26 protein-coding genes are annotated in these 25,795 nt (G+C 74.3%); 13 read left to right on the forward strand and 13 right to left on the reverse strand.

Annotation, left to right across the window (positions count from 1 at the left end; all coding sequences use genetic code 11):
- Positions 1 to 99: 99 nt before the first annotated feature.
- A complete protein-coding gene (gene mgt, locus ACFYNX_RS00790) occupies positions 100 to 1,293 on the forward strand; it encodes a macrolide-inactivating glycosyltransferase (protein WP_388656143.1) in 1,194 nt (397 codons plus the stop codon).
- A 22-nt stretch (positions 1,294 to 1,315) separates the two neighbouring features.
- On the opposite strand, the gene secD is transcribed toward mgt, so the two are convergent.
- Positions 1,316 to 3,604, reverse strand: a complete 2,289-nt coding sequence (gene secD / locus ACFYNX_RS00795) for a protein translocase subunit SecD (protein WP_388656146.1) — start codon at positions 3,602 to 3,604, stop codon at positions 1,316 to 1,318.
- A gap of 144 nt (positions 3,605 to 3,748) precedes the next feature.
- Positions 3,749 to 4,192 carry a hypothetical protein gene (locus ACFYNX_RS00800; RefSeq protein WP_388656149.1) on the reverse strand — a complete coding sequence of 148 codons (444 nt, stop codon included), beginning with the start codon at positions 4,190 to 4,192 and terminating at the stop codon, positions 3,749 to 3,751.
- Positions 4,193 to 4,389: 197 nt separating this feature from the next.
- Here ACFYNX_RS00800 and ACFYNX_RS00805 point away from each other — a divergent pair, with 197 nt between their 5' ends.
- Positions 4,390 to 5,094: a lysophospholipid acyltransferase family protein gene (locus ACFYNX_RS00805; protein ID WP_365545539.1), complete on the forward strand. Its 705-nt coding sequence runs from the start codon at positions 4,390 to 4,392 to the stop codon at positions 5,092 to 5,094.
- A gap of 27 nt (positions 5,095 to 5,121) precedes the next feature.
- Here ACFYNX_RS00805 and ACFYNX_RS00810 read toward each other — a convergent pair whose 3' ends face one another.
- The 6 genes from ACFYNX_RS00810 to ACFYNX_RS00835 form a co-directional block, all read right to left on the reverse strand.
- Complete coding sequence (locus tag ACFYNX_RS00810) at positions 5,122 to 6,045, reverse strand: glutaminase (protein WP_388656154.1); 924 nt, start codon at positions 6,043 to 6,045, stop codon at positions 5,122 to 5,124.
- Entirely contained in the window at positions 6,042 to 7,133 is a 1,092-nt protein-coding gene (locus ACFYNX_RS00815; RefSeq protein WP_388656157.1) for an enoyl-CoA hydratase/isomerase family protein, read from the reverse strand. Before ACFYNX_RS00815 ends, ACFYNX_RS00810 begins: the two co-directional genes overlap by 4 nt.
- A 98-nt stretch (positions 7,134 to 7,231) precedes the next feature.
- Complete coding sequence (locus tag ACFYNX_RS00820) at positions 7,232 to 7,915, reverse strand: GNAT family protein (RefSeq protein WP_365545529.1); 684 nt, start codon at positions 7,913 to 7,915, stop codon at positions 7,232 to 7,234.
- Positions 7,916 to 8,202: 287 nt separating this feature from the next.
- Positions 8,203 to 8,907 (reverse strand): RNase H family protein, encoded by a 705-nt coding sequence (locus tag ACFYNX_RS00825; protein WP_388656160.1) that lies wholly within the window; start codon positions 8,905 to 8,907, stop codon positions 8,203 to 8,205.
- A 54-nt stretch (positions 8,908 to 8,961) separates the two neighbouring features.
- The gene (locus ACFYNX_RS00830) at positions 8,962 to 9,879 is read right to left on the reverse strand and encodes an AAA family ATPase (protein ID WP_388656162.1); all 918 of its coding nucleotides are present in this window, start codon (positions 9,877 to 9,879) and stop codon (positions 8,962 to 8,964) included.
- A gap of 2 nt (positions 9,880 to 9,881) precedes the next feature.
- On the reverse strand, positions 9,882 to 11,090 hold the full coding sequence (locus ACFYNX_RS00835) for an RNA ligase (RefSeq protein ID WP_388656165.1): 1,209 nt from the start codon (positions 11,088 to 11,090) through the stop codon (positions 9,882 to 9,884).
- A 193-nt stretch (positions 11,091 to 11,283) separates the two neighbouring features.
- Between ACFYNX_RS00835 and ACFYNX_RS00840 the strand changes: the two genes are divergently transcribed.
- Positions 11,284 to 11,670, forward strand: a complete 387-nt coding sequence (locus ACFYNX_RS00840; protein WP_388656168.1) for a hypothetical protein — start codon at positions 11,284 to 11,286, stop codon at positions 11,668 to 11,670.
- A gap of 111 nt (positions 11,671 to 11,781) precedes the next feature.
- On the forward strand, positions 11,782 to 12,363 hold the full coding sequence (locus tag ACFYNX_RS00845) for a dienelactone hydrolase family protein (protein ID WP_388656171.1): 582 nt from the start codon (positions 11,782 to 11,784) through the stop codon (positions 12,361 to 12,363).
- Positions 12,364 to 12,391: 28 nt separating this feature from the next.
- Here ACFYNX_RS00845 and ACFYNX_RS00850 read toward each other — a convergent pair whose 3' ends face one another.
- On the reverse strand, positions 12,392 to 12,823 hold the full coding sequence (locus ACFYNX_RS00850; RefSeq protein WP_388656174.1) for a protein phosphatase: 432 nt from the start codon (positions 12,821 to 12,823) through the stop codon (positions 12,392 to 12,394).
- A gap of 155 nt (positions 12,824 to 12,978) precedes the next feature.
- Positions 12,979 to 14,565, reverse strand: coding sequence for an aspartate:alanine exchanger family transporter (locus ACFYNX_RS00855; protein WP_388656177.1), 1,587 nt, complete (start codon positions 14,563 to 14,565; stop codon positions 12,979 to 12,981).
- A gap of 52 nt (positions 14,566 to 14,617) precedes the next feature.
- On the opposite strand from ACFYNX_RS00855, the gene ACFYNX_RS00860 reads away from it, so the two are divergent.
- Positions 14,618 to 15,997: an NAD(P)/FAD-dependent oxidoreductase gene (locus ACFYNX_RS00860; RefSeq protein ID WP_388656180.1), complete on the forward strand. Its 1,380-nt coding sequence runs from the start codon at positions 14,618 to 14,620 to the stop codon at positions 15,995 to 15,997.
- A gap of 89 nt (positions 15,998 to 16,086) precedes the next feature.
- Here the strand turns inward: ACFYNX_RS00860 and ACFYNX_RS00865 are convergent, their stop codons facing one another.
- A complete protein-coding gene (locus ACFYNX_RS00865) occupies positions 16,087 to 16,887 on the reverse strand; it encodes a hypothetical protein (protein WP_365545510.1) in 801 nt (266 codons plus the stop codon).
- Between the two features lie 182 nt (positions 16,888 to 17,069).
- Between ACFYNX_RS00865 and ACFYNX_RS00870 the strand changes: the two genes are divergently transcribed.
- A complete protein-coding gene (locus ACFYNX_RS00870; RefSeq protein WP_388656183.1) occupies positions 17,070 to 17,510 on the forward strand; it encodes a GNAT family N-acetyltransferase in 441 nt (146 codons plus the stop codon).
- Positions 17,511 to 17,592: 82 nt separating this feature from the next.
- Here ACFYNX_RS00870 and ACFYNX_RS00875 read toward each other — a convergent pair whose 3' ends face one another.
- Positions 17,593 to 18,696, reverse strand: a complete 1,104-nt coding sequence (locus ACFYNX_RS00875) for an asparaginase (RefSeq protein ID WP_388656185.1) — start codon at positions 18,694 to 18,696, stop codon at positions 17,593 to 17,595.
- Between the two features lie 166 nt (positions 18,697 to 18,862).
- On the opposite strand from ACFYNX_RS00875, the gene ACFYNX_RS00880 reads away from it, so the two are divergent.
- From ACFYNX_RS00880 to thpD, 6 genes are all read left to right on the forward strand, one after another.
- Positions 18,863 to 19,327, forward strand: a complete 465-nt coding sequence (locus tag ACFYNX_RS00880; RefSeq protein ID WP_365545501.1) for an Lrp/AsnC family transcriptional regulator — start codon at positions 18,863 to 18,865, stop codon at positions 19,325 to 19,327.
- 271 nt (positions 19,328 to 19,598) lie between these two features.
- Positions 19,599 to 20,402: an endonuclease I family protein gene (locus ACFYNX_RS00885; protein ID WP_388656188.1), complete on the forward strand. Its 804-nt coding sequence runs from the start codon at positions 19,599 to 19,601 to the stop codon at positions 20,400 to 20,402.
- Positions 20,403 to 20,715: 313 nt separating this feature from the next.
- Positions 20,716 to 21,258 (forward strand): diaminobutyrate acetyltransferase, encoded by a 543-nt coding sequence (gene ectA / locus ACFYNX_RS00890; RefSeq protein ID WP_365545495.1) that lies wholly within the window; start codon positions 20,716 to 20,718, stop codon positions 21,256 to 21,258.
- A 61-nt stretch (positions 21,259 to 21,319) separates the two neighbouring features.
- Positions 21,320 to 22,585 (forward strand): diaminobutyrate--2-oxoglutarate transaminase, encoded by a 1,266-nt coding sequence (ectB, locus tag ACFYNX_RS00895; protein WP_388657787.1) that lies wholly within the window; start codon positions 21,320 to 21,322, stop codon positions 22,583 to 22,585.
- A gap of 73 nt (positions 22,586 to 22,658) precedes the next feature.
- Positions 22,659 to 23,096, forward strand: coding sequence for an ectoine synthase (locus ACFYNX_RS00900; protein WP_365545489.1), 438 nt, complete (start codon positions 22,659 to 22,661; stop codon positions 23,094 to 23,096).
- A gap of 68 nt (positions 23,097 to 23,164) precedes the next feature.
- Complete coding sequence (gene thpD / locus ACFYNX_RS00905; protein WP_365545486.1) at positions 23,165 to 24,049, forward strand: ectoine hydroxylase; 885 nt, start codon at positions 23,165 to 23,167, stop codon at positions 24,047 to 24,049.
- Positions 24,050 to 24,132: 83 nt separating this feature from the next.
- On the opposite strand, the gene ACFYNX_RS00910 is transcribed toward thpD, so the two are convergent.
- Positions 24,133 to 24,981 (reverse strand): RNA polymerase sigma factor SigF, encoded by an 849-nt coding sequence (locus ACFYNX_RS00910; RefSeq protein ID WP_125668177.1) that lies wholly within the window; start codon positions 24,979 to 24,981, stop codon positions 24,133 to 24,135.
- A 204-nt stretch (positions 24,982 to 25,185) separates the two neighbouring features.
- On the opposite strand from ACFYNX_RS00910, the gene ACFYNX_RS00915 reads away from it, so the two are divergent.
- The gene (locus ACFYNX_RS00915) at positions 25,186 to 25,617 is read left to right on the forward strand and encodes an ATP-binding protein (RefSeq protein ID WP_388656192.1); all 432 of its coding nucleotides are present in this window, start codon (positions 25,186 to 25,188) and stop codon (positions 25,615 to 25,617) included.
- Positions 25,618 to 25,795: the final 178 nt, after the last annotated feature.

Here is a 25,795-nt window from a genome sequence, read left to right on the forward strand (position 1 = left end):
CCGGCGGTGAACGCCGCCCGACGGGCGGTGGACCGGCACCTCGGAACCCTCCGCGAAAAACAGTAGACGATACGTATCGTCTCGCCTAAGGTGATCACCATGACCACCGTCTCCCCCGCACACATCGCCATGTTCTCCATCGCCGCCCACGGCCACGTGAACCCCAGCCTGGAGGTCATCCGCGAGCTCGTCGCCCGGGGCCACCGGGTCAGCTACGCCGTTCCCGCCTCCTTCGCCGCGAAGGTCGCGGAGACCGGGGCCACCCCCGTCGTCTACACCTCGACGCTCCCGACCGAAGACGACCCGGACGCCTGGGGCACCGAACTGATCGACAACATCGAGCCGTTCCTGGCCGACGCCGTGCAGGCGCTCCCGCAGCTCGCCGAGGCCTTCGACGGGGACCGGCCGGACCTGGTGCTGCACGACATCACCTCGTACCCGGCCCCCGTCCTCGCCCACACGTGGGGCGTCCCCGCCGTCTCCCTCTGGCCGAACCTCGTGCCGTGGGAGGGGTACGAGGAGGAGGTCGCCGAGCCGATGTACGCCGAGCTCAAGGCCTCGCCGCGCGGCAAGGCGTACTACGCCCGGTTCGGGGAGTGGCTCGCCGGACACGGGATCGACACCCATCCCGACCGGTTCGTCGCGCGGCCCCGCCGGGCGGTCGTCCTCATCCCCCGCGCCCTCCAGCCGCAGGCCGACCGGGTCGACGAGTCCGTCTACACCTTTGTCGGAGCCTGCCAGGGCGAGCGCGCCGACCAGGGCACGTGGGAGCGGCCGGCCGGAGCCGAGAAGGTGCTCCTGGTCTCGCTGGGCTCCGCCTTCACCAAGCAGCCCGGCTTCTACCGGGCCTGCGTCGAGGCGTTCGGCGACCTGCCGGGCTGGCACGTCGTCCTGCAGATCGGGAAGTTCGTCGACCCGGCCGGACTCGGCGCCCTGCCGGAGAACGTGGAGGTGCGCTCCTGGGTGCCCCAGTTGGCGATCCTGCGGCAGGCCGACGCCTTCGTCACCCACGCGGGCGCGGGCGGCAGCCAGGAGGGCCTGGCCACCGCCACCCCCATGGTGGCCGTGCCGCTGGCCACCGACCAGTTCGGCAACGCGGACATGCTCCGGTCCCTGGGGGTGGCACGGCACCTGCCGCTGGAGGAGGTGACCCCCGAGCGGCTGCGGGAGTCCGTCCTCGCGCTCGTCGACGACCCCGAGGTGGCCCGCCGGGCGCGCGAGATCCAGGAATCGATGGCCCGCGAGGGCGGCACGCGGCACGCGGCCGACCTGATCGAGGCCGAACTGGGCTGATTCCCGGTTACGGGGACGGAGGTCAGACGACGGCGCCCGTGCGGCGGCGCGGCGCGGGAGCCGCCGGGGCGGGGGCCGGGTGACGGGTCTCCAGGGTCACGGCCAGCGGGATCGCGGTGAAGACCGTGGACGCCATGCCCAGGACGACGCCGGCGAGCAGCGCGACCGAGAAGTCCGTGAGCGAGTCACCGCCCAGGACGGCGAGCGCCACCAGGACGAAGAGCGCACCCATGCCCGTGTTGACCGTGCGCGGGAGGGTCTGGGCCACCGCCCGGTCGGCCAGGTCGGTCAGCGGTGTGCCGCCGCCGCGCCGCCGCAGTTCCCGCAGCCGGTCGAGGACCACGACGGAGTCGTTGACCGAGTAGCCGACGACGGTCAGCAGCGCGGCCAGGAACACGCTGTCCGCCGGCTTGCCCAGCCAGGCGAACAGGCCGATCACCAGGAGGACGTCCTGGGTCATGGCGGCGACGGCGGCCGTCGCGTACGTCCAGCGGAACCGCACCGTCAGGTAGAGGAGCTGGGCCGCCACCGCCAGGCCGAGCGCGAGCAGGGCGTGGGTGCGCAGTTCGCTGCCCAGGCTCGGGCCGATCAGGTCGTCGCGTTCGACCGTCACCGGTCCGGCGATCCCGGTGAGCGCCTCCGCGATCTCCCGCTGTTCGCCGTCGCCCGTCTCCTTCACCCGGACCGACACGTCGCCGTCGCCGGTGGTCTGCACGACGGCGTCGGGGAAGCCGGCGGCCGCGACGGCCGCGCGGGCCGCGTCGGCGTCCACCGGGCGGTCGGCCGCGTACTGGACGACCCGGCCGCCGGTGAACTCGACGCCGAACTCCACGCCCCGGACGCCGATTCCGGCGAGGGCCACGAGGAGCAGTCCGGCGCAGCCAGTCAGCCAGCGGCGGCGGTGGGCCGTCAGGCGCGGGACGCGGCGGGTGAGCCGGGTCCGCAGCCGGCCGAGTCCGGCGATGCCGGTCACCGCCGGCCGCCTGCGCACGGCGGGCAGCCGGAGCGCCAGGTCGGCGAGGAGCCGGGTGACCACCATGGCGGTGAGGAGCGAGGTCACGACGCCGACGGCGAGCGTCACGCCGAAGCCCTTGACCGGTCCGGTGGCGAAGACGAACAGCAGGCCGGCGGCGAGCAGGGTGGTGACGTGGGAGTCGGCGACCGCGCTCCACACCTTGCCGAACGCCGTCGTCACCGGCCGCCGCAGGTCGCGCCCGGCGGTCCTGCCCAGGGCCGCGTACTCCTCCCTGGCCCGTTCGAAGACCAGGACGTTGGCGTCGACGGCGATGCCGACGGCCAGGACGAAGCCGGCGAGGCCGGGGAGGGTGAGGGTGGCGCCCAGGGCGACCACGGCGGCGTACGAGATCAGGCCGTACAGCAGGAGGGCGACGGTGGCGAGGAGGCCGAGGAGCCGGTAGACGGCGATGACGAAGAGGCCGGTGCAGGCGAGGCCGATCACCGCCGCCAGGGCGCTGGCCCGGATCGCCTCCGCGCCGAGCGTCGGGCCGACGGTGCTCTGTTCGACCGTCGTCACGGGGACGGGCAGCGCGCCGCCCCGGACGAGCGCGGCGAGGTCGCGGGCCTCCTGGCCGGAGAAGCCGCCGGTGATCTGCGCGGAGCCGCCGCCGATGCCCGCCCCGCAGGGGACGCCCGTCCGCATGCCGGGCGCGGAGACGATCCGGTCGTCGAGGACGATGGCGACCCTGCGGGCCGGGTCGTCCGGGGACGCGCAGGCGGCGTCGCCGGTGATCCGCGCCCAGTCACCCGCGGCCCGGTCGCGGAAGGAGAGGTCGACGGTCCAGCCCCGGCCGCTCGTGGTGTCGAGGGCTGCCTCCGCGTTCTCGACGCCGTCGCCGGTCAGGGCGGGGGCGGCCAGGGCGAGGAAGCGGCCGGGCGCGTCGGGGTCGGCGAGGACGCGGGTGCCGTCGGCGGCGGCCGGTCCGGCCGGCCCCTTCGCCTCGCCGGTGACGGCGTGGAAGGTGAGCTGGGCGGTGCGGCCGATGGTCGCGGCGGCCTGGCGCGGGTCGCGCAGGCCGGGGAGTTCGACGACGATGCGGCGCTCGCCGGAGCGGGCGAGGGAGGGTTCGGCGACGCCGAGGCCGTCGACGCGCTTGCGGAGCACCTCCAGGGCGCGGTCGGTGGCCGCGGCGTCGGCGCGGGTGGTGGGGCCGTCCTCGGTCTGGAGGACGATGCGGGTGCCGCCGCGCAGGTCGAGTCCGAGGCGGGGCGGGGTGGTCAGGGCGATCCAGAGGGAGAGCGCGACGACGGCGAGCGCGAGGAGCGCGCGCCACGGCGTGGCACGAGAGGACATGGGTGTCTCCACGGGCGGTGCACGGGTCGGCGGGCGCGGCCCCTGGGGGTGCGCGGGCCGTTCCCGTGCCGGGCGTACGGTCGGAGGCGCGTCGGCGACCGGCCCGGGACATGCCGGGGGCCCGGACGGCGACGCGGGGGAACGTCAGCGGTGCCGGGTGGAGGGAGGGCCCCTGGGGTCCCTCGGGACGTACGGACCGCCGGGCGGCGCCCGTTCGCGGCGGGGATCGCCGGCCAGGAGGCCGCGCGGGGGCGGGGAGAGGTCGACGGGCGCGACCGCGGGGGCGGCGGGCGCCGCCGGGAACCGCACGGAGTGCTCGACGACCGCCGGAAGCCCCACGACGGCGGCGGGCGCGAGATGCGGCTCGGGCGGCGCGAGCCGGTGGGCGGGGGCGGGGGCCGGTGGGGAGGCGTGGGCGGTGCGGGCTGCCGGGTCCACGGCCGGGGCCGGGGAGATCGCCGCCGTACGGACCGCCGGAGGCGTGGCCGTGTTCGAGGCCGACGCGGGGGCCGGGGCCAGGATCAGGGACCAGAGGGCGCAGAGCAGCGCGGGGACGAGGGCCGCGAGGCGTCGTGCGGAACGTTCCACCGCCCGGCACCTCCCCCGTCCGTGCCGGCCCGCCGTGCCGGGCCGTCCGGGCTCAGCGTAGACCGGCGGGGAACGCACCCGGCCACCGGCTCCCGTCCTGAGTACGAGGGTTGAGTACGTCCGCTCATGCCGGGCCGTCCCGGTCCCGCGACGATGACGGGGTCAGCCCATCCTCCTCGGCTCCAGGGGGCCCGCCCGTGCTCAGCCGCATCGCCGCCCGCGTCGTCCCGTTCTTCGGGCGACTGACCGTCACCGCCGACCCGGGGGCGTCCCTCGCGCCCGGCAGCATCCTGGTCGTGAACCACACCTCGCTCGCGGACCCGGCGCTCGTGCTCGCCGCGCTCCGCCGGCGGCTCGCGGTCGAGCCCGTCCTGATGGCCACCTCGGGACTCTGGCGGGTCCCGGTCCTCGGCCGGGCCCTGACCCGCGAGGGACACGTGCCCGTGCACCGGGGCACGGCCCACGCGGCGGCGGCCCTCGACCGGGCGGCGGTCGCGCTCGCGTCGGGGCGGCACGTGATGCTGTACGCGGAGGGGCGCATCCCGCCGCGCCGGGACTCCGCCGAGAACCCGCCCGAGGCGTTCCGGACCGGGCTCGCCCGGCTCGCCCTGGCCACCGGGGCGCAGGTCGTGCCGATCGGTCAGGCGGGGGCGCGGCGGATCACCTCCGGCGGGCGGGCGAAGCAGCTCGCCGGAGTGCTCACGGCGCCCGTCCGCAGGCCCGGTCTCCACGTCCACATCGGGGCGCCGCTGACGCTGCCCGCCGACGTGGCGGAGGCGACGGCGCTCGCGCACGGGGCCGTCACCGAGGCCTGGCGGACGGCGGCCGGGGCGCTGGGCGAGCCGGCGGCCCTCGGCGTCTGCGGGAGGCCCGTCGAGGCACCGCGGGCGCGTCGGCGCTGAGGTTCCGGCGTACCGTCCGGTCCCGTGTCAGAAGACGGACAGGCCGGTGATGGTGGTGAACCGGTCGAGGGCGGCGACGCCCGCCACCGAGTTGCCCCGGCTGTCCAGGCCGGGGCTCCAGACGCACAGGGTGCAGCGGCCCGGGACGACGGCGACGACGGCCCCGCCGACGCCGCTCTTGCCCGGAAGGCCGACGCGGTAGGCGAAGTCGCCGGCCGCGTCGTAGGTGCCGCAGGTGAGCATGACGGCGTTGACCTGCTTGGCCTGGCTGCGGGTGAGCAGCCGGGTGCCGTCGGCGCGCAGGCCGTGCCGGGCGAGGAAGCCGGTGGCGAGCGCCAGGTCGGCGCAGGAGGCTTCCAGGGAGCACTGCCGGAAGTACTCGCGCAACAGGTCGGGGACGGGTCCCGTGATGTTGCCGTAGGAGGCCATGAAGTGGGCGAGGGCGGCGTTGCGGTCGCCGTGGGCCGCCTCGGAGGCGGCCACGTCCGGGTCGAAGGCGAGGTCCGGGTTGCCGCTCTCGGCGCGCAGGAAGGCGAGCAGGCTTCCGGAGGCGTCGCCGGTGAGGCGGTGCAGGCGGTCGGTGACGACGAGGGCTCCGGCGTTGATGAACGGGTTGCGCGGGATGCCGTTCTCGTACTCCAGTTGGACGAGGGAGTTGAACGGGTCGCCGGAGGGTTCCCGGCCGACGTGGGTCCAGAGGGTGTCGCCCTCTCCGGCGAGGGCGAGCGCGAGGGTGAAGACCTTGGTGACGGACTGGGTGGAGAAGGGGCGCCGCCACTCCCCCACCCCGTAGACGGTGCCGTCGAGTTCGGCGACGGCCATGCCGAAGTCGGCCGGGTCGCCGGCGGCGAGGGCGGGGATGTAGTCGGCGGGGGCGCCCCGGTCGGCGAGCTCCGCGACCTCCTCGGCGATGCGGTCGAGCACGGGCTGGAAGGAGGTGGCCGTGGTCACGCGCGGGTCCCGGGGCCCCGGCCGGGCTCCTCCCCGCCGCCGGCGAGGCCCAGGTCTCCGCCGGGCGGCGGGACGAGGTGGCGGGCGACGTCCGCGTCCGTGACCGCTTCGAGGGTGGCGGGGGTCCAGTGCGGGTCGCGGTCCTTGTCGATCACCTGGGCGCGGATGCCCTCGACGAGGTCGGGGGTGGCCAGGGCGGCGCAGGAGGCGCGGTACTCCAGGTCCAGGGCCTCTTCCAGGGTGGCGAGGGCCCGGGAGCGGCGGAGGACGGCCAGGGTCGCCTTGAGGGCGCTCGGGGACCTCGTGAGGAGGGTGGCGGCCGTCTCCTTGGCAGCGGGGAGGCCTGTGTCGAAGAGGCGCTCGACGATCTCCTCGACGGTCGGGGCGGCGTAGCAGGCGTCGATCCACTCCCGCTGTCCGGCCAGGACGCCGGGCGGGGGCGTGGTGGCGTGGCGGGCGAGGGCCTCCCCGGCCGGCAGGCGGGTCAGGTCGTCGGCCAGGGCGGGGAGTCCGGCGGCGGGGACGTACCGGTCGGCGAGGCCGGTGAGGATCGCGTCGGCGGCTCCGACGGGGGTACCGGTGAGGGCGAGGTGGGTGCCGAGTTCGCCGGGGGCGCGTCCGAGGAGGTACGTGCCGCCGACGTCGGGGACGAAGCCGATGCCGGTCTCCGGCATGGCCACCCTGGAGCGTTCGGTGACGACGCGGTGGGAGCCGTGGGCGGAGACGCCGACGCCGCCGCCCATGACGATGCCGTCCATGAGGGCCACGTAGGGCTTGGGGTAGCGGGCGATCCGGGCGTTGAGCCGGTACTCGTCCCGCCAGAAGGCCGCGGAGGCGGTTCCGCCGGCGCGGGCGTCGTCGTGGATGGCGCGGATGTCGCCGCCCGCGCACAGGCCGCGTTCGCCCGCCCCGTCGATCACGACCGTCTCCACGGCCGGGTCGTGCTCCCAGGCGGTGAGGGCCTCGTCGACGGCGAGGACCATGGCGTGGGTGAGGGCGTTGAGGGCGCGGGGCCGGTTCAGGGTGACGAACCCGGCACGGCCCTCCGTCCGGAGGAGTACGTCGGCGGTTCCGGTCGGCACGGTCACTCGGTCCCTTCGGGCGGTACGGCTGGCTGTTCCGGCCACCGTACCGGCGGGGCGCGGGCGACCGCCGCCCCGGGGAGCCGGGGCGGCGGTCGCGGGCCTCAGGCCGGGAGCAGGTCCTGGGGGACGCGGACCTGGCGCGGGGTGGACAGGCGGAGTTCGACGATGTCGCGGACGGCGGGCCACTCGTCGTCGAGGACCGAGTAGAAGGCCGTGTCGCGGACGGCTCCGTCGAGGCCGCGGGAGTGGGCGCGGCGGACGCCCTCGCAGGTCGCGCCGAGGCGTTCGATCGCGATCCTGGAGCGGGTGTTGCGGGCGTCGGCGCGCAGGGTGATGCGCCGGACCCCCCAGACCTCGAAGGCGTGCCGGAACATGAGGTACTTGGCCTCGGTGTTGATGCCGGTGCCCCGGGCGGCGCCCGCGATCCACGTGTTGCCGATCTCGGCGGCGTCCGGGACGGCGGTCAGGGGATCGCCGTGGGGCATGCCGGGGACCGGCGGCCAGACCAGCGGGCCCCGCCAGTAGTCGAGTTCGAGGAAACGGGTCGAACCGACGACCCGTTCGTCGGCCGTACTGACCACGGCGAAGGGCAGGCAACGGCCCGCCGCCTGGTCCGCGAGGGCGCGGGCGATGTAGTCGAGGGCCGATTCGAGGCCGTCGGGCACGGGGGTGAAGGCGTAGGCCGATCGGTCCGCCCCGCCGGCCCGGGCGAGGGCTTCGGCGTGCCGCATCGCCAGCGGCTCCAGGCGCACGGAGCGCCCGGTCAGGAGAACAGGTACTGGCACGGAACCTCGGGTCTTTCACGGGCAGGGGAGGCTCCCGTCGCGGAGGGTCCGCGGCGGCAGCGGGAGGGAGGTTCTCGCCGGTGCCGACCATGTCGTGAGAACGACGAATGAGCAGGTGAGAGCGGTCCGTCACCGGTGCGAGGAGGACAGTATGCAGCCCCGGCCGCTCGGAGAACAGAACCCCGGACGAACCCGCGTACACGGGTGGGTGAAGCCTCTCGCGCGCCCCGGACGCGGCGGTCTCAAGCAACGGACGGGGCCGCCCGCCAGTCGGACGGCCCGGCCGTTCAGACGCAGGTGGGATGGCCCCAGCCGTCGGGGTTCTTGCTGATGGTCTCGCCCTTGTCGTAGGACTTGCCGCAGCGGCAGCGGCCCGCGAATCTCGCCTTGAGCGTGCCGCCGGACGGGCGTGTCCGGCGGGCGGAGGAGGCGCTGCCGGACGCGGTCCGGGAGCCGGAGGGCGCGGAGGAGCGCGAGCGGGGCGCGGAGGCCCGTGCGGGCGCCTCCGGCGGGGGCAGCGGGGATCCGGAGTCGGAGCCCGCGGCCTCCTGGGTGCGGGCGCTGTGGCTGGCCGCGCGGTCGGCGGCGTCGTTGAGGGGGTCGCCGTCGACCTGGTGCGCGGGGGTGTAGACGAAGTCGACGTCGCGGCCGGTGAGCAGCGCGTCGATGCGGACCACCAGGTCCTTGTTGGCGACGGGGCTGCCGGAGGCGGTCTTCCAGCCCTTGCGGCGCCAGCCGGGCAGCCAGGTCGTGACCGCCTTCATGGCGTACTGCGAGTCCATGCGGACCTCGACGGGCACGTCGGGGTCGAGGACCTCCAGGAGCCTTTCCAGGGCCGTGAGTTCGGCCACGTTGTTGGTCGCCCGGCCGAGCGGGCCCGCCTCCCAGCGGTCGACCGAACCGTCGGCCCGGCCGATGACCCACGCCCAGGCCGCGGGGCCGGGGTTTCCCTTCGACGCGCCGTCGCACGCCGCGATGATCTTTTCCACCATCCCACGATCCTGACACGGCGCCGGGGGCGGTCGGTGCCGCCCCCGGGCCGCCGGTCAGAAGGCGCCGTAGTTGACCTGCCAGGTGGGGAGGCCCATGCGGCGCCAGAGGGCCACGACGCGGTCGCGGTCGTCGAGGGAGACGCGGACGGCGTAGCGGTGGCGGACGTGGGCGTCGAAGAGCTCCGCCTTGACGAGGTCGTCGCCCCGGCCGTCGCCGGAGGCCCGCATCCACAGTTCGTCGTAGGGCACCTCGTGCCGGGCGAGCCACTCCTCGGTGAGGGCCCGGTGGTCCTCGCTGCGGCCGGACAGGAGGACGATCCGGTCGCGCTCGGCGCTCCGGAAGGCCCGCAGGGCGTCGCGGACGGAGAGGTTGAGGGCGTCGCGGTCGCAGCGGGTGAAGTCGTACGGGCCGCGGTCGACGCGCAGGGCGAGGGTGCCGTCGATGTCGCACATGACGGCGGTGGGAAGGGCCGGGTCCGCGACGTAGGGCTCGGTGGCGGGCCGGTCGTTCAGCCAGTCGGCGGTCAGGCGCCAGCCGCCCCGGGTGGCCTTGGCGTGCTTGTCGGCGAGGATCCGGATGATCTCCTCGCCGACGGGCCGCTCGCGGGCGGCGTCGCGGCGGACGCACTCGTCGACGGGGACGCCGGTGAAGTCGTGGACGGCGAAGGTGACGTCCAGGCCCGCGACGGCGGCCTTGAGCCGCTTGGGGATGTGCGGGGTGAGGTGGGTGTTGTCGACGACGACGTCGAAGCCGCCGTCGACGGCCGCGCGGACGGCGGCGTCCTGGACGGCGAGGACGGTCTGCTCGTGGGTGTGCGAGCGGCCGCGCTCCGGGTCGGGCAGGTCGAGCATGGTGCGCAGGTCGTCGAGGTTGACGCGGCGCACGCGCCCCTCGGCGTCGGCCTGGAGGGCGCGGGCGGCCGTCGTCTTCCCCGAGGCGGGAAGTCCGGTCATGACGTGGACGACGGGCACGGTCAGTTCTCCTGGTCGTGGGCGAAGGGGTCGGTGGCCTCGGGGCGGATCTGCCGCCAGACGAGGAGGTCGGTCGGGCGCCCGTCGAGGCGCTGGAAGAGGGCGGCGCGCAGGCCCTTGTCGGGCAGGGCGGCGGCGGCGCGGGCGAAGGCGGCCCGGTCGCCCGTGAGGTGGGCCAGGCGGGCGTACGCCTCGTCGACGGCACGCTCGCGGTCGGCGGCGGCCGTCTCCAGGCCGGCGACCACTCCGCGCACCCACTGGTCGAACTCGTCGGGAACCTGCTCCAGGAGGGCGTCGAGGGGCTTGCCGCCGGAGGCCTCGACGTCGGCGACGGAGCAGCCGAGGCCCTTGGCGACCTGGCCGGCGGGCAGGGCGGCGAAGCGCTGGACGCCGTGTCCGCGCCAGATGTCCCGCTCGGTGACGCCGGTGAGCACCTTGTGGAGGCGGACGTACTCGCTCAGCTTGGCCTTGGCGCGCAGGCCGGAGGCGAAGCGGAGCACGAAGCCCTCGGCGTCGGTGCCGGTGGCCGGGTGCCCGCCCGGGAGGGTGTTGGACTCGGTGAGGGCGACGAGTTCGTCGAGGGTGGCGACGGACCAGGTGCGGACGACGCTGCCGAGGGGCGCCCAGGAGGCGGCGGCCTCGGCGAGGGGCACCTCGGTGCCGTCCGGGCCGAGGGCGGCGAGCAGGACGAGGTCGCGGCGCTCGCCGTAGTTCACGACGATCCGGTTGGCCGGGTAGAGCATCTCGGCGAGGTAGGTGGTGCCGGGCGTCAGGCCCGTGGTGTCGGCGGCGTCGAGGCGGCGCTGCGCCCAGACGGCCTGGGAGCTGGTGAAGGAGCCCTTGGAGGCGGCGTGCCAGCGGCCGGCGTAGTGGAAGACCACGGCGAGGCTGCCGTCGACCTTGTCGTACACCTCGAAGGGCTCGTCGGGCAGCGGCGGTGCGTAGGGGCTGCCGGTGGCGTGCTCGGCGAGGTTGAAGAACTTGGGGAGGGGCAGTCCGACGATCCGCCCGGTGCTGTCGTCGGCGACGAGGCCGCGGCAGCGGAGGGTGGCCCGGTTCCAGTGCTGGGCGTACTGGCACGCGCGCGTGTACGTGTAGATCGACAGCGGCAGCTCGGGGTGCGGCTTCCGCGTCACGTGCCCGTCGGCGAGGGCGGCGGCGAGCTCGTCGGACGGCATCAGGTCGTGCAGAGTCAGGGTGTCCTGGCTCATGGGGTCCCCTCCCGTGGTGTTCGATGATCCATTCTCGGGCGGAAGGGACGGGAAGAACAGTGATTATCGGATCGGGAGGGGCCCGTCGGGGTGACGACCGGGCTCCCGGGCCCGGCCGTGTCGGTGGTGCCCCGTAGACTCGCCGTCGCCCTGTCGGTGACGGACGCCGGCGCAGACGAAGGAAGCGAGCCCCATGAACCACGCGGACGGCACGGCACCGATCTACGCCGAGCTCATACGGGAACGGGGGGATGTTCCCGGTGACGTCCGCCAGACCGCGGAGGAGGTCCTGCGGGACCTGAGCCGGGTCATCCAGGTTCCGCCGCAGGGCGTTCCCGCGCCGCAGGGCGGCGTCGCCCACGCGGGCGCGCAGCACGCCGGGGCCCCGATGGGGCAGGGTGGTCCGATGGGCCAGGGCGGCCCGATGGGTCCTGGTGGCCCGATGGGCGCCGGGGGTCCGATGGGCCAGGGCGGTCCGATGGGCCAGGGTGGTCCGGGCGGTGCGATGGGCGTCACGGGTGCCCTGGGCGTCGTGGGCCAGGCCGCGGGTGCCGTCGTCGCGCACCGGCCGCAGCGGTAACGATCCCCCGCATCGGGCCGGGGCGTTGTCAGTGCCGTGCGCCATGCTGCCTCCCGGGACGGCTCGCGCCGCGAGGGGGCGGGCCGCGCACGGCGACCAGGAGATGACGACATGGCCGGGGTTCTGCTCTTCCACCACGCGCTCGGGCTGACGGAGGGCGTGCGGGCGTTCGCCGACGGACTGCGGCGCGCCGGGCACACGGTGCACCTGCCCGACCTGTACGAGGGGCGCGTGTTCGACGATCTCGGGGCCGGAGCCGGACACGCGCAGGAGATCGGCTTCGACACGCTCGTGGAGCGCGGCGGCCGGGCGGCCGAGGGGCTGCCGGAGGACCTCGTGTACGCCGGGCTCTCGCTCGGCGTGCTGCCCGCGCAGAGGCTGGCGCAGACCCGCCCCGGGGCGCGCGGCGCCCTGCTGATCGGTGCCTGCGTGCCGGCGGACGTGTTCGGCACGGTCTGGCCGGAGGGCGTGCCCGTGCAGGTGCACGGGATGGAGGACGACCCGTACTTCGCCGGCGAGGGGGACCTGGCGGCGGCGCGCGAGCTGGTGGCGGGCGCGGCGGACCGGGAGCTCTTCCTGTACCCGGGCGGCGCGCACCTGTTCACGGAGCGCGGCACGCCGTCCTACGTGCCGGACGCGGCGGCGCTGTGCGCCGAGCGGGCGCTGTCCTTCCTCGGGGGCGTCACGGCGTGAAGCCGGACCGGCCCCCTCCTCACCCTTCTCACACCGTGAACCGGCGCACGTAGCGGCGCTGCCAGGGGGTCTCCACGGCGTGCCGGTCGTAGTGGCGGCGCACGTACGCGACCGCCTCCCCGGCCGGGACCCCGTCCAGGACGGCGAGGACGGCCAGGGCCGTGCCGGTGCGGCCCCGGCCGCCGCCGCAGGCGACCTCGACGCGTTCCCCGGCGGCGCGTTCCCAGGCCTCGGCGAGAACGGTACGGGCCGCGTCCCGGTCGGCGGGGAGCCGGAAGTCCGGCCAGCGCAGCCAGACGGACTCCCAGGGCACCTCGGGGGGCGTCCGGCCGAGGAGGTGGACGGCGTACGCCGGGGCGGGACCCTCGGGCAGCGGGCGGCGCAGGCCCCGGCCGCGCACCAGGCGCCCGGAGGGCAGCCGCAGGACCCCCGGGGCGGCTTCCTGCCAGAGATCGGTCATCGCGCCACCGTAACCCCCGGAGCGCCCCTCCCCGGGCGGAACGGGATCGTCCGTTCGGCTGCCCCCGGTGTCGTCCGTCCCGCCGCGGGACGGGGGCCGCCCGGCGGACCGTACGGGGGCGGGCCCGGGCGGAGGGCCGGCGCGGGGCGCGGGGCTCAGAGGCCGACGATCAACTGGATGCAGATGATCTTGACGATGATCGCGAGGGCGAAGAGGGTCGCGTAGCCGGTGTTGACCCGGCCGTCGGAGACGCGGCTGTTGGCGTACGCGGTGATGGCCGGGTTGCCCACGTAGCCGGCGAGGAGCCCCATGGTGCGGGGCCGGCTCTGGCCGAGGAGCCGGGCGACGAGGACCATCAGGGCGTAGCTGAGCAGGGCGCCGACGAGGAGCACGGCGAGGAGCTTCAGGCCGAAGAGGGAGAAGGCCTCCCGGCGGAAGGCGTAGCCCGAGGTGAGGCCGACGCAGGCGAGGAAGAGCAGCAGGCCGATCTGGCGGAGCGTGAGGTTGGCCCGGGTCGGGAGCACCCACACCAGGGGGCCGGTGCGGCGGAGGCGGCCGAGGACCATCGCCATGACGAGGGGCCCGGCGGCGGTGCCGAGGGAGAGGACCGTGGAGCCGACGGTGAGCTTCGGGATGCCGACGAGGAAGCCGGCGGCGAGGCCGAGGCCCATGCTGACGGCGCTGACCTCGCTGACCCTGGCCTCGGTGTCGCCGAGGAAGGCGGTGACCTCGGCGGTGCGTTCGCGGGGCATGACGACGCGGACCCGGTCGTCGAGCTGGAGCAGCAGGTCGTCGTGGGCCAGGAGGTCCTGGTCGCCGCGGCGGACACGGGTGGCCTTGGCCCCGTAGCGGTCGCCCAGGCCCAGTTCGGCGACGGTGCGGCCGGCGAGGTCGGGGTTGGTGAGCAGGACGCGCCGGTAGTCGACGACGTCGCGCCGGTCGAGGAGGTGGGCGGGGGCCAGGGTGCCGAGGGCCTCGACGCCGGCGGCGACGGCCTCGGGGCCACCGACGAGGACGACCTGGTCGCCCGGGGCCAGGGCGTCGAGCGCGCGGGCGACCCGGGGGGCGCCGCCCGCCGGGCGGTCGGCGCTGGCGAGGAGCCGGCCGTCGGCGGCGCCGGGGACGTCGGCCCAGCGGACCGGCCGGGTGACGTCGACGGTACGGGTGATCAGCTCCGCGGGGAGGCCGCTGCCGGGGTCGCGGCGGGAGGGCCAGTTCCGCACGGCGGCGATGCCGGCCACGAAAAGGATGGTGAGAACGACCGCGAGGGGGTAGCCGATGGCGTAACCGGTGGCGGGCTGGGCCGGATCGGGAGAGGAGGCCTGGGCGGCGGCGAGACCCGGAGTGGTCGTGCCGATGCCCGCGTAGCCGCCCGCCAGATAGGGGCCGTCGATGCCGAAGACGGTGCTGCCGAGGAAGCCGACGGCGAGGGCGGTGAGGACGAGGGCGACGACGGCTCCGGTCATCACGGCCAGTTGCGGGCGGAGTTCGCGGAAGAAGGCGGGCCCCGCCTCCAGGCCGACCGTGTACACGTACAGGGCGAGGCCGAGGACGGAGAGGCCCGCGGGGACGGCCGGACCGATGTCCGGGTCGAGCGCGCCGAGCAGCAGTCCGGCGAAGAGGACGCCGGCGGCGCCGAGCCGCACGGGGCCGAAGCGGACCATGCCGAAGAGCGATCCTGCAGCAATGACGATAAAAAGGGTAAACCACGGATAGTCAGCGAAAAATTGCCACATGGTCATACTCAGCCACAACCCGTGGCTCCATGCACGCTCATACGGAAGGGCGGACAGCGTGACGCGACCGAGGATTCTCGTGGTGGGCGCCGGCTTCGCCGGAGTGGCCTGCGTACGGCGGCTCGAACGGCGGCTGGCGGAGCGGGAGGCGGTCATCACGCTCCTTTCGCCGTTCTCCTACCAGCTCTATCTGCCGCTGCTCCCCCAGGTGGCGGCGGGGGTGCTGACCCCGCAGTCGGTCGCCCTGTCGCTGCGGCGCAGCGAACGGCACCGGACCCGGATCGTCCCCGGCGGGGTGGTCGGCATCGACACGGCCGCGAAGGTCTGCGTGGTGCGGACGATCTCCGGGGAGTACGTGAACGAGCCGTACGACCACCTCGTGCTCGCGCCCGGCAGCGTGACCCGGACCTTCGACATCCCGGGGCTCACCGAGCACGCGCGCGGGATGAAGACGCTCGCAGAGGCCGTGTACGTCCGCGACCACGTCATCGCGCAACTGGACCTGGCAGACGCCAGCAACGACGAGGCGGAGCGGGCCGCGCGGCTGCAGTTCGTGGTCGTCGGCGGAGGCTACGCCGGGACGGAGACGGCGGCCTGCCTCCAACTGCTCACCCACAACGCGGTCAAGCGGTATCCCCGGCTCGACCCCGACCTCATCAAGTGGCACCTGGTGGACATCGCGCCGAGGCTCATGCCCGAGCTGGGCGAGAAGCTGGGCAAGGCCGCGACGGACATCCTGACCCGGCGCGGCATCGAGGTGTCGCTCGGCGTCTCGGTGGCCTCGGTGGACGAGAAGACGGTGACGCTCACGGACGGGCGGGTGCTGCCGAGCCGGACCCTCATCTGGACGGCCGGGGTGGCGGCGAGCCCCCTGATCGGCACGCTCGGCACGGAGACCCTCAAGGGCCGGGCCGTGGTCTCGCCCGAGATGGCGGTGCCGGGGCTCGACGGGGTGTGGGCGCTCGGGGACGCGGCGGCGGTGCCCGACCTCGCCAAGGGCGAGGAGGGGGCGATCTGCCCGCCGACGGCCCAGCACGCGATGCGGCAGGGCAAGGCGGTCGCCGACAACCTGGTCTCGACCCTGCGCGGCGAGCCGCTCCACCCGTACCGGCACAAGGACCTGGGGCTGGTGGTGGACCTCGGCGGGATGGACGGCGTGTCGAAGCCGCTCGGCGTCGAGCTGCACGGGATGCCGGCGCAGGCCGTGGCCCGCGCCTACCACTGGGGCGCGCTGCGGACCAACGTGGCCAAGACCCGGGTGATGACGAACTGGGTGCTCAACGCCCTGGCCGGGGACGACTACGTGCGGACCGGGTTCCTGGCCTCGAAGGCGGGGACGCTGAAGGACTTCGAGTACACCGACGCGTACCTGTCGCCGGATCAGGTCCGCAGCCACACGGCGTCGTTCCACGGGGCGATCGCGTCCGGCGGGAGCTGACCGGGGGACGGGAGGGACCCCCGACGGACCCCGAGGGGCGCCCGGCTCTCTGCCGGGCGCCCCTCGGCGTGCGTGGCGGACGGGCGGTGTCAGCGGGCCAGTTCGGTGGCGGGGCCCATGACCACGACGGGTTCGCGGGCCGGGTCGAGGGCGCGGAGCAGTTCGCGCAGGTCCTCGCGCTCCAGGGTCACGCAGGCCTGGGTGGGGCCGCCGTGGTCGACGTGGATCCAGACGCCGCCGCCCTTCTCGGCGCCGAGGGGGCGCTCCTTGTCGAGGGGGCTGCGGCCGGGCACCCGGTTGTAGTCGATGGCGATGACGTGGTCGAAGGAGCCTTCGAGGGGCTCGCCCACGAAGCCGGTGCCGCTGATCGCGAACTGCTCGTCCTGGTCGTACGGCAGGAGGGCGCCGGGGTCGGGCAGCCGGCCGCCCGCGTCGCCGAGCCGGAAGACCCCGATGGGGGTGCGCAGGTCGCCCGCGGTGTGGTCGGCGGTCCAGCCCCGGAGCGCGTTGTGGGTGGGCCAGGGGCCGGCCTGGGCCTTCCAGCCGGTGGCCGGGTCGCGGGCGTAGAGCGTCGCGGTGGAGGTGCTGGAGTCGGGGGACGTGCCGGTGACCACGAGGGCCTGGGAGGTGCCGTCCGGGACGGAGGCGCGGGTGACGGGGCCGACGCCGGGGAGCGGCGTCTCGGGGAGCGGGGCGGCGGCGGGGCTGCCGGCGGCCCTGCCCGGCGGGCCGGGGTGGGCGCCGTCGGCGGGCGCGGGCGTGGTGGCCGGGGTGGTCGGAGTGGGGACGGGGGCGGGCGGGGCGGCGGGACTCCCGCAGGCGCTGAGCAGCAGGGCGGCACACAGTGTGCCGGCGCTCAGCAGCGCGGGGGCGCCCTTGCGGACGGGCATGGGACGGCATTCCTCCTGACCGGGGGGCGGAGCGGCGATCTGACCGGAGGGACAGTGCAGCGATCCGTACCCGTTCGGCGGGCGGGGCTGCCGTCGGTCCCGTGCCCTCACCCGTACGGACGCGCCCTCCCGGGGCCGCGAAAGCGGTTGACCGACCGGACGGGAGGCGGTTGGCTGCCCGGATGAACGATCTTCACATCGAGCGGGCCCGGAGCGGGGCGGGGCTCGCGGACTGGCGCGCCGTCCACAACACGGTCGTTCCCACGGCCGTCCTCTCGCTCGACGAGGTGCGGGAGCGCGCGGGCCGCAACCTGCTGGACGTGGCCTACCTCGGGGACGTGGCGGTGGGCTGCTCGACGGTGCGTCCGCCGGACGGGGAGACGGCGGCGGCAACCGTCATCGCCCGGACGCTGCCCGGGTTCCGGGGCCGGGGCTTCGGGACGGCGCTGTACGAGCGGGGTCTCGCGCACGCGCGGACGCTGGGCGACGGGGGCGTGGAGACGGTGGTCCTGGTCTCCAACGAGGAGGGGCTGCGGTTCGCGCTCGCGCGGGGCTTCGTGGAGGTGGAGCGGTACGTCCTGCCGGGGGACACGGTTCCGTTCGTGACCCTGCGGCTGGCGTGACGCGCGCGGCGGGTTGATTCCGGCTCGCGGACGGGCTGGGGGGCGCCGTCCGCGAGCCGGGGTCCTGGGGGTGCCCCGCCGGTCAGGCGCGGGCGGGGACGGCCGGGGCCGAGCGGGAGCCGCCGGTGGCGAGGGCCGGTTCCGCGCGGACCGGGCCGTCGAGGAGCCGGCGCAGGAGCGCGGTGGCGCGGGCGGGGTCGCCCGCGCCGCCCTCCTCGGCGAGGAGCGCGGCGAGGACGGCGATCCGGGCCTGGGCGGCCCGGAGGGTGCCGGTGAGCAGGGCCCCGGCGGCGACGAGGTCGACCGCGCCGCCGCCGGTGTAGATCTCGGCGAGCGGCCCCGAGGGGACGCGGGTGGTGACGGCGACGAGGACGCCCCGGGCCACCGCGTCCGCGACGGCGGCGACGATCTCCGGGGTGGCGTTGCCCGCGCCGGTGGCGACGAGGACGATGCCCCGGGCGCCGGCGCCGACGGCCGCGTTCAGGAGGAACGGGTCGCCGTCGGAGTGGTGGGTCACGATGTCGACGCGGGGCAGCGGGGCGGCGCCGGACTCCGCCGTGCGCGCGGCGGCGGGGAGGGGCAGCGGGGCCGGGCGCTCGGGCCGTCGCTCGACGTCGACGCGGGAGAAGCCGACGCGGCCGAGGCGCTCGGCCGTCGGGTCGGAGAAGGCGTCGGCGGCCAGGGTGCGGTACTTCACGGTGCCGCGCGCCGCGTGGACGCGTCCGTCGAAGACGACGAGGACGCCGAGGTCGCGGACGGTGGAGGCGACCTGGAGCGCGTCGTAGAGGTTGCCGGGGCCGTCGCCGTCGCCGGTGCCGAAGGGGCGCTGGGCGCCGGTGAGGACGACCGGGCGGGCATCGGTGTGGTGGAGGTCCAGGAGGAAGGCCGTCTCCTCCAGGGTGTCGGTGCCGTGGGTGATCACGATGCCGTCGACGCCGGGGTCGGCGAGCGTCTCGTGGACGGTGCGCAGGAGGGCGAGCTGGTGGGCCGCGGTCATGCGCGAGCTGTTGACGTTGAAGAGGTCGACGACCTCGACGGTGACGTCCTCGGGGAGGGGGGCGGTGGCCAGGACGTCGCTGCCGGAGGCGTCGGCCGCGTAGCCGGTGCCCTGCCAGCGGCTGGCGATCGTGCCGCCGGTGCTGATGACGACGATCCTGCGCGCTTCCCCGTCGTGCGTCCGCTTCATGGCTGCTGTCCTCGACTCCGTACCGAAAGGGGCTCCGCCCCCGTGGTGAAGGGCTCGCGGGAGGCTCCTCCGGAGGCCTCCGAGTCCGCAAGGATAGGACAAACAGTGCGCAATGCGATTGCCGAATGAGCCGCTGAAATGTTTCATCGTGGCAGGATGTTGCGCCATGGACCGAATCGATCTCCACATCTTGCGCGAGCTCCAGGACGACGGCCGACTGAGCAACCAGGAGCTGGCCCAGCGGGTGGGGCTCAGCCCCTCCCCCTGCCTGCGGCGGGTGCGCCAGTTGGAGCAGGACGGGGTGATCCGGGGCTACCGGGCGATCATCGATCCGGAGGCGGTGGGGCGGGGCTTCGAAGTGCTCGTCTCGGTGGAGGTGCGGCGGGACCGGGAGACGGTGGAGGCCTTCGAGGAGGCGCTCCGGGACGTGCCGGACGTGATCGAGGCGTACCGGCTCTTCGGGAGTCCCGGCTGTCTGCTGCGGATCGCGGTGGCGGACCTGGCGGCGTACGAACGGCTGTGGATCGAGCGGCTGACGACGCTGACCGGGGTCACCGAGGTCAACTCCCAGATCATCATGAAGCGGATCAAGGAGCCGAAGGGGATGCCGGTGGACGTCCGGGGCGCCTGACGACGCTCGGGACGGGACCCCGGGCACGCTCCAGACGGGGGCCCTGGGCGGGGGCTCCGGACAGGCTCCCGGTGCGCTCCGGACGGCCTCCGGGACCCTTCGGTGCCCGCGTATGCGAGAACGTCACGGAAACGCCTCCTCCCGGTTACACGGTGGGCCACTCCCCCGTGCCACGCTCCCGGCTGACAAGAAGTCAACACGCGTAGAGCGCGGCGTCCTTGAGCCGGGCGCCGCGCTCCGCCGCGTGACCCACCGGGAAAGGGCACCCCCCATGTCCGTTGCACAGCCCCGCCGTCGGAAGGTCTGGGCGGCTTCCATAGCGGCCGCCCTCGTCACCCTCACCCTCCCCGCGGTCGCCGCGACCCCCGCGAGCGCCACGGCCTCCCCGTACGACAGCACGTACTACAAGGACGCGGTCGGCAAGACCGGTCCGGCCCTCAAGTCCTCGCTGCACACCATCATCAGCAGCCAGAGCAAGATCTCGTACGACGCGGTCTGGAACGCGCTGAAGACCACCGACCAGGACCCGAACAACCCCAACAACGTGGTCCTGCTCTACAGCGGCGTCTCGCGGAGCAAGTCCCTCAACGGGGGCGACGTGGGCGACTGGAACCGCGAGCACACCTGGGCCCAGTCCCACGGCAACTTCGGCACCTCGGCCGGGCCCGGCACCGACCTGCACCACCTGCGGGCGGCGGACGTCCAGGTCAACGGCATCCGCGGCAACAAGGACTTCGACAACGGCGGCAGCCCGGTCAGCGGCGCGCCCGGCAGCTACACGGACAGCAACTCCTTCGAGCCGCGCGACGCGGACAAGGGCGACGTGGCGCGGATGCTCCTCTACATGGCCGTCCGCTACGAGGGCGGCGACGCCTGGGCGGACCTGGAGCCCAACGAGTCGACGTCCAACGGCAGCGTCCCGTACCACGGCCGGCTCTCGGTCCTGAAGCAGTGGAACGAGCTGGATCCGCCGAGCGCCTTCGAGAAGCGCCGCAACGACCTCATCTTCGGCACCTACCAGGGCAACCGGAACCCGTTCGTCGACCACCCGGAGTGGGTCGAGGCGATCTGGTAGGCCGACCGGATCACCCGTGCCGCGTCACGAGGACGGCGCGGCACGGGGTGACCCCTACACATCACCGCTCTTCACGGCTTCAAACGCGAAACTCGGAATCGTCTCACGCTCTTTGAGGGAGTGAATCTCAAACATCAGAGCCGTTATCCATCCGTTATAAACGGTCAGTTTGTCGGCCTTCGAGTCGATTCGCCGTAGGGGGAAGGTGGGATTCACCTCACGAGCCCGGTAAGTGCACCTATCACGTACTCCTTGCTCGAACAACACCCCAGCCCCAGGAAGTTCTCGGATCCGCTGGGTACCTTCGGCGCCCATGACCACTGCTCAGACCATCGCCCCTACGACGTGCGGAAACGAAGGCCTCTCCATCGGTCCGGCCGGGATCGAGGACGGCGCCCACCTCTGGCGGATCGCCCGCGGCTCGGGAGAGCTGGACCTCAACTCCCCGTACAGCTACCTGCTGTGGTGCCGCGACTTCGCCGACACGACCGCCGTCGCCCGTGACGCCTCCGGACGCCCGGTGGGCTTCGTCACCGGATACCTGCGGCCCGAAGCGCCGGGCACGCTCTTCGTCTGGCAGGTCGCCGTGGAGGATTCGCACCGCGGAAGCGGGGTAGCCGGGGCCCTGCTCGACGCCCTGTCCGCCCGCGTGGCGGCCGGGCACGGACTCGATCGCGTGGAGGCGACCGTCACGCCGGGAAACCTGGCGTCCGACCGGATGTTCCGGTCCTACGCGCGCCGTCACGGCGCCGAGGTGACGCGCGAGATCCTCTTCCCGGCCGCCTCCTTCCCCACGGCGGGACACGAGGCCGAGGTGCTCTACCGCATCGGCCCCCTGGGCTCCGCGGCCCCCTGAGCCGCCAGGCAGCCCTTCCCGCCCGCACCCGCACCCCCTTTGGAGAAGAGACTCCGTGACCCTGACCGACCTCGCCCCCTCCTCCGTCTTCGAGACCGTCGAATCGGAGGTCCGCAGCTACTGCCGCGCCTGGCCCGTCGTCTTCGAGCGCGCCTCCGGCAGCAGGCTGTACGACGAGCAGGGGCGGCCGTACCTCGACTTCTTCGCCGGAGCCGGCTCGCTGAACTACGGGCACAACAACCCGGTCCTCAAGCGCGCCCTCCTCGACTACCTCGCCGACGACGGCATCACCCACGGCCTCGACATGTCGACGACCGCCAAACGCGACTTCCTGGAGACCTTCCGCTCGACGGTCCTGGAGCCCCGCGCCCTGCCCTACAAGGTGATGTTCCCCGGCCCCACCGGCACCAACGCGGTGGAGGCGGCCCTGAAGCTCGCCCGCAAGGTCACCGGCCGGGAGACCGTCGTCTCCTTCACCAACGCCTTCCACGGCATGTCGCTCGGCTCGCTCGCCGTCACCGGCAACTCCGCCAAGCGGGCCGGGGCGGGCGTGACGCTCCCCCACGCCACCCGGATGCCCTTCGACCACTACTTCGACGGGCAGGTCCCCGACTTCCTGTGGTTCGAACGGCTCCTGGAGGACCCGGGCTCCGGCCTCGACCACCCGGCGGCCGTCATCGTCGAGACCGTTCAGGGCGAGGGCGGGATCAACGTGGCCCGCGCCGAGTGGCTGCGCGCCCTCGCGGACCTCTGCCGCCGCCACGACATGCTCCTGATCGTGGACGACGTCCAGATGGGCTGCGGGCGCACCGGTGACTTCTTCTCCTTCGAGGAGGCGGGCATCACGCCCGACATCGTCACCCTGTCCAAGTCCATCAGCGGCTACGGCCTGCCCATGGCCCTCTGCCTGTTCCGCCCGGAGCTCGACGTGTGGGAGCCGGGCGAGCACAACGGCACCTTCCGCGGCAACAACCCGGCCTTCGTCACCGCCACCGCCGCCCTCGACGCGTACTGGCGCGACGGCGCCCTGCGCGAGCGCACCCTGCACCGGGCCGACCGGGTGGAGCGCGCCCTGCTCGACCTGTGCGGGGACGACGAGCGGTCGGGCGTCGCGGTGCGCGGACGCGGCCTCGTGTGGGGCCTGGAGTTCGCCGACGGGGAGCGTGCCGACGCCGTGTGCCGGCGCGCCTTCGAGACCGGCCTGCTCCTGGAGACGTCCGGACCGCACGGCGAGGTGGTCAAGCTGCTCCCGCCGCTGACCGCGACGGACGACGAACTCGACGAGGGCCTCGGCATCCTGGCCCGCTCCGTCCGCCACACCGCCTGAGACCGCCCTGCACCCCACACCGCGAAACACGCGACATCCGCGACATCCGCGACATCCGCGAAAGGAGATCCCCGTGATCGTCCGTTCCTTCGACGAGCTGGAGAACACCGAGCGGCACGTGAAGGCCGCCTCGGGCACCTGGGAGAGCAAGCGCATCGTCCTGGCCCGCGAGCGGGTCGGCTTCTCCCTCCACGAGACGGTGCTGTACGCCGGGACCGAGACGTCCATGTGGTACGCGCACCACGTCGAGGCCGTCGTCTGCACGGAGGGCGAAGCCGAGCTCACCGACCACGAGACGGGCCTCACCCACACGATCGTGCCCGGGACGATGTACCTGCTCGACGGGCACGAGCGCCACACCCTCAAGGTCAAGCGGGACTTCCGCTGCCTGTGCGTCTTCAACCCGCCCGTGACGGGGCGCGAGGACCATGACGAGAACGGCGTCTACCCCCTGCTCACCGAGCCCGAGTCCGAGCCGACCGACGCCGACGCCGCGGACGACGCCGCCTGACCCGGCGCACTCCCCCGCGCCAGACGCACCAGACGCACCAGACGCACGAAAGGAAGGCACACCGCCCCATGGCCTCCGCACCCACCCGCCCCGTCGACCTCTACCCCACCCGCGGCCCCGGGGAGGAGCTGATCGGCCGCAAGGACCCCGTCGTGTGGTCCGAGCCCGGCACACCCGGCCCCTTCTGGGCGCGCGAGCTGGAGGACTACGACCGCGACGGGTTCGTCACGGTGGACGAGCTCGTCACCCCGGACGAGGTCGGCGAGCTCCGGGCGGAGCTGGACCGGCTCGTCACCGACCCCGCCGTCCGGGCCGACGAGCGGGCGGTCGTCGAGCCCCGCTCCCAGGAGATCCGCTCCGTCTTCGAGGTGCACCGGATCAGCGAGGTCTTCGGCCGGCTCGCCGAGGACCCGCGGGTCGTCGGCCGCGCCCGCCAGATCCTCGGCTCGGACGTCTACGTGCACCAGTCGCGGGTCAACGTGAAGCCGGGCTTCGGCGCCAGCGGCTTCTACTGGCACTCCGACTTCGAGACCTGGCACGCCGAGGACGGTCTGCCGCAGATGCGGACGGTCTCGGTGTCGATCGCGCTCACGCCGAACTTCACCACCAACGGCAGCCTGATGATCATGCCCGGTTCGCACCGCACCTTCCTGGGCTGTGCCGGGGAGACCCCCCGGGACAACTACAAGAGGTCGCTCCAGATGCAGGACGCGGGGACACCCTCGAACGAGGCGCTCACCACCTTCGCCGAGGCGTGCGGCATCCGGCACTTCACGGGCGCCGCCGGCTCGGCCACCTGGTTCGACTGCAACGCCCTGCACGGGTCGGGCGACAACATCACCCCGTACCCCCGGAGCAACGTGTTCCTGGTCTTCAACAGCGTGGAGAACCTGCCGGAGGCGCCCTTCGCGGCCCCGGTCCGGCGCCCCTCCTTCATCGCCGCGCGTCCGTAGCCGCCGGACGCCCGCGTACGGAACAGGGCTCCCGCTCCGGAGGAATCGGAGCGGGAGCCCTGTCGTCGGTGGGCGCCGGGCGCTCAGCGAGTGGCGCGCGGCTGTTCGAACATGCCCTCGCGCAGGCGGTTGAGGCTGCGGGCCAGGAGCCGCGAGACATGCATCTGGGAGACGCCGAGCCGCTCGCCGATCTGCGCCTGCGTCAGCTCCTCGACGAAGCGGAGGTGGAGCAGCAGCCGGTCGCGTTCGTCGAGGGCCACCACGAGCGGGGCGAGGGTGTGGAAGTCCTCGAAGAGCGCGAGGGCCGGGTCCTCCTCGCCGATGAAGTCGGCCAGGGCCGCCTCGTCCTCCTCGTCGCCGCCGCTGATCGCGGCGTCCAGCGAGGTCGAGTTGTATCCGTTCGAGGCGATCTGGGCCTCGACCACCTCCTCCTCGGGAAGTCCCATCAGCATCGCCAGCTCCGCGACCCGGGGGGCCCGGCCGAGCCGCGAGCTCAGCTCGTCGGTCGCCTTCGCCAGCTCGACGCGCGCCTCCTGGAGCCGGCGGGGCACGTGCACCGCCCAGGTGGTGTCCCGGAAGAAGCGCTTGATCTCGCCCACGATGTACGGCACGGCGAAGGTCGCGAACTCCACCTCGCGCGAGAGGTCGAAGCGGTCGATCGCCTTGATCAGGCCGATCATGCCGACCTGGACGATGTCCTCCATCTCGTCGGCCCGCGCGCGGAACCGCCCCGCGGCGTACCGCACGAGCGACATGTTGATCTCGATCAGGGTGTTCCGGACGTACTGGTACGCCTCGGTGCCCTCCTCCCGTTCCGCCAGTTCGCGGAGGAACACCTTCGTCAGGGTGCGGGCGTCCTGGGGTGCCACCTCGTGGGGGGCCTCCAGGACGGGCAGGTCCTCGCACGTACCGCTCGTCACGTACGTCGCCATCACTTCGGCCGTCTCGGTCCGCACGCGACAACCTCCTCTTTCTCACGGTCCGTTCAGCAGTTCCGGTTCTCGTACCCCCACTTCCCGGGCGCACTCCCCGAAACGCGACTTCCGCTCCGGTCGGAGTGGCGTGCATCACTTCTGTGCGAACGGGCAGGCGAATTCCGTCACCTGTTGAGGAATCGGTAAGAAAGGGACCATGTGATGAACATTCGGAGCGACACCCGGTCCCGTACGCCGGCGGCCCCGACGGGCCGCCCCGGCGCCGGATCGTACGGGCCGTCGCCGGTCGGTACGCCCGCGCAGGCGCGGGAGTTGGTCTGCCACACGCTCGCGGCCCTCGGTCCGCTGCCGCCGGGCCAGGTCGACGACCTGCTGCTCGTCACGTCGGAGCTGGTCACGAACGCGCACCGGCACGGCGGCGGGGTCACCGACTTCGGCATCGCCGTCGGCCCCGACCGCGTGACCGTGTCCGTGGCGGACGCCAGCGGGGAGGCGCCGCGCCACGAGCTCCACGACGAGCTGCGCCCCGGCGGCTTCGGCTGGCCGATCGTGCTGCGGTTGTGCCGGGAGGTCACCGTGGACGCCCGGCCGGACGGCAAGACCATCCACGCGGCGGTGACGGTGGACCGGTGAGGGGCGTCCGTCCCGCCGGACACGGCGGAGGACGGGACGGGAACGGGACGAGAGGGGTGGGGCCGCCCCCCGCCGGGGCCCCCCCCCCCGCCCCCGGGCCCCCCCCGGGGGGCCCGGGGGGGGGGGGCCGCGGAGGGGGGCGCGGCGGGGGGGGTGGGGTGGGGCAAGGAGACACAGC

This window comes from Streptomyces sp. NPDC007872, assembly GCF_042868165.1.
Classification (GTDB): Bacteria; Actinomycetota; Actinomycetes; order Streptomycetales; family Streptomycetaceae; genus Streptomyces.

Coding starts and splice junctions, on each gene's coding strand:
- mgt (WP_388656143.1), top strand. CDS start 100: ATGACCACCGTCTCCCCCGCACACATCGCCATGTTCTCCATCGCCGCC.
- secD (WP_388656146.1), bottom strand. CDS start 3,604: ATGTCCTCTCGTGCCACGCCGTGGCGCGCGCTCCTCGCGCTCGCCGTC.
- ACFYNX_RS00825 (WP_388656160.1), bottom strand. CDS start 8,907: ATGGTGGAAAAGATCATCGCGGCGTGCGACGGCGCGTCGAAGGGAAAC.
- ACFYNX_RS00835 (WP_388656165.1), bottom strand. CDS start 11,090: ATGAGCCAGGACACCCTGACTCTGCACGACCTGATGCCGTCCGACGAG.
- ACFYNX_RS00840 (WP_388656168.1), top strand. CDS start 11,284: ATGAACCACGCGGACGGCACGGCACCGATCTACGCCGAGCTCATACGG.
- ACFYNX_RS00845 (WP_388656171.1), top strand. CDS start 11,782: ATGGCCGGGGTTCTGCTCTTCCACCACGCGCTCGGGCTGACGGAGGGC.
- ACFYNX_RS00850 (WP_388656174.1), bottom strand. CDS start 12,823: ATGACCGATCTCTGGCAGGAAGCCGCCCCGGGGGTCCTGCGGCTGCCC.
- ACFYNX_RS00855 (WP_388656177.1), bottom strand. CDS start 14,565: ATGACCATGTGGCAATTTTTCGCTGACTATCCGTGGTTTACCCTTTTT.
- ACFYNX_RS00865 (WP_365545510.1), bottom strand. CDS start 16,887: ATGCCCGTCCGCAAGGGCGCCCCCGCGCTGCTGAGCGCCGGCACACTG.
- ACFYNX_RS00870 (WP_388656183.1), top strand. CDS start 17,070: ATGAACGATCTTCACATCGAGCGGGCCCGGAGCGGGGCGGGGCTCGCG.
- ACFYNX_RS00875 (WP_388656185.1), bottom strand. CDS start 18,696: ATGAAGCGGACGCACGACGGGGAAGCGCGCAGGATCGTCGTCATCAGC.
- ACFYNX_RS00880 (WP_365545501.1), top strand. CDS start 18,863: ATGGACCGAATCGATCTCCACATCTTGCGCGAGCTCCAGGACGACGGC.
- ACFYNX_RS00885 (WP_388656188.1), top strand. CDS start 19,599: ATGTCCGTTGCACAGCCCCGCCGTCGGAAGGTCTGGGCGGCTTCCATA.
- ectA (WP_365545495.1), top strand. CDS start 20,716: ATGACCACTGCTCAGACCATCGCCCCTACGACGTGCGGAAACGAAGGC.
- thpD (WP_365545486.1), top strand. CDS start 23,165: ATGGCCTCCGCACCCACCCGCCCCGTCGACCTCTACCCCACCCGCGGC.
- ACFYNX_RS00910 (WP_125668177.1), bottom strand. CDS start 24,981: ATGGCGACGTACGTGACGAGCGGTACGTGCGAGGACCTGCCCGTCCTG.
- ACFYNX_RS00915 (WP_388656192.1), top strand. CDS start 25,186: ATGAACATTCGGAGCGACACCCGGTCCCGTACGCCGGCGGCCCCGACG.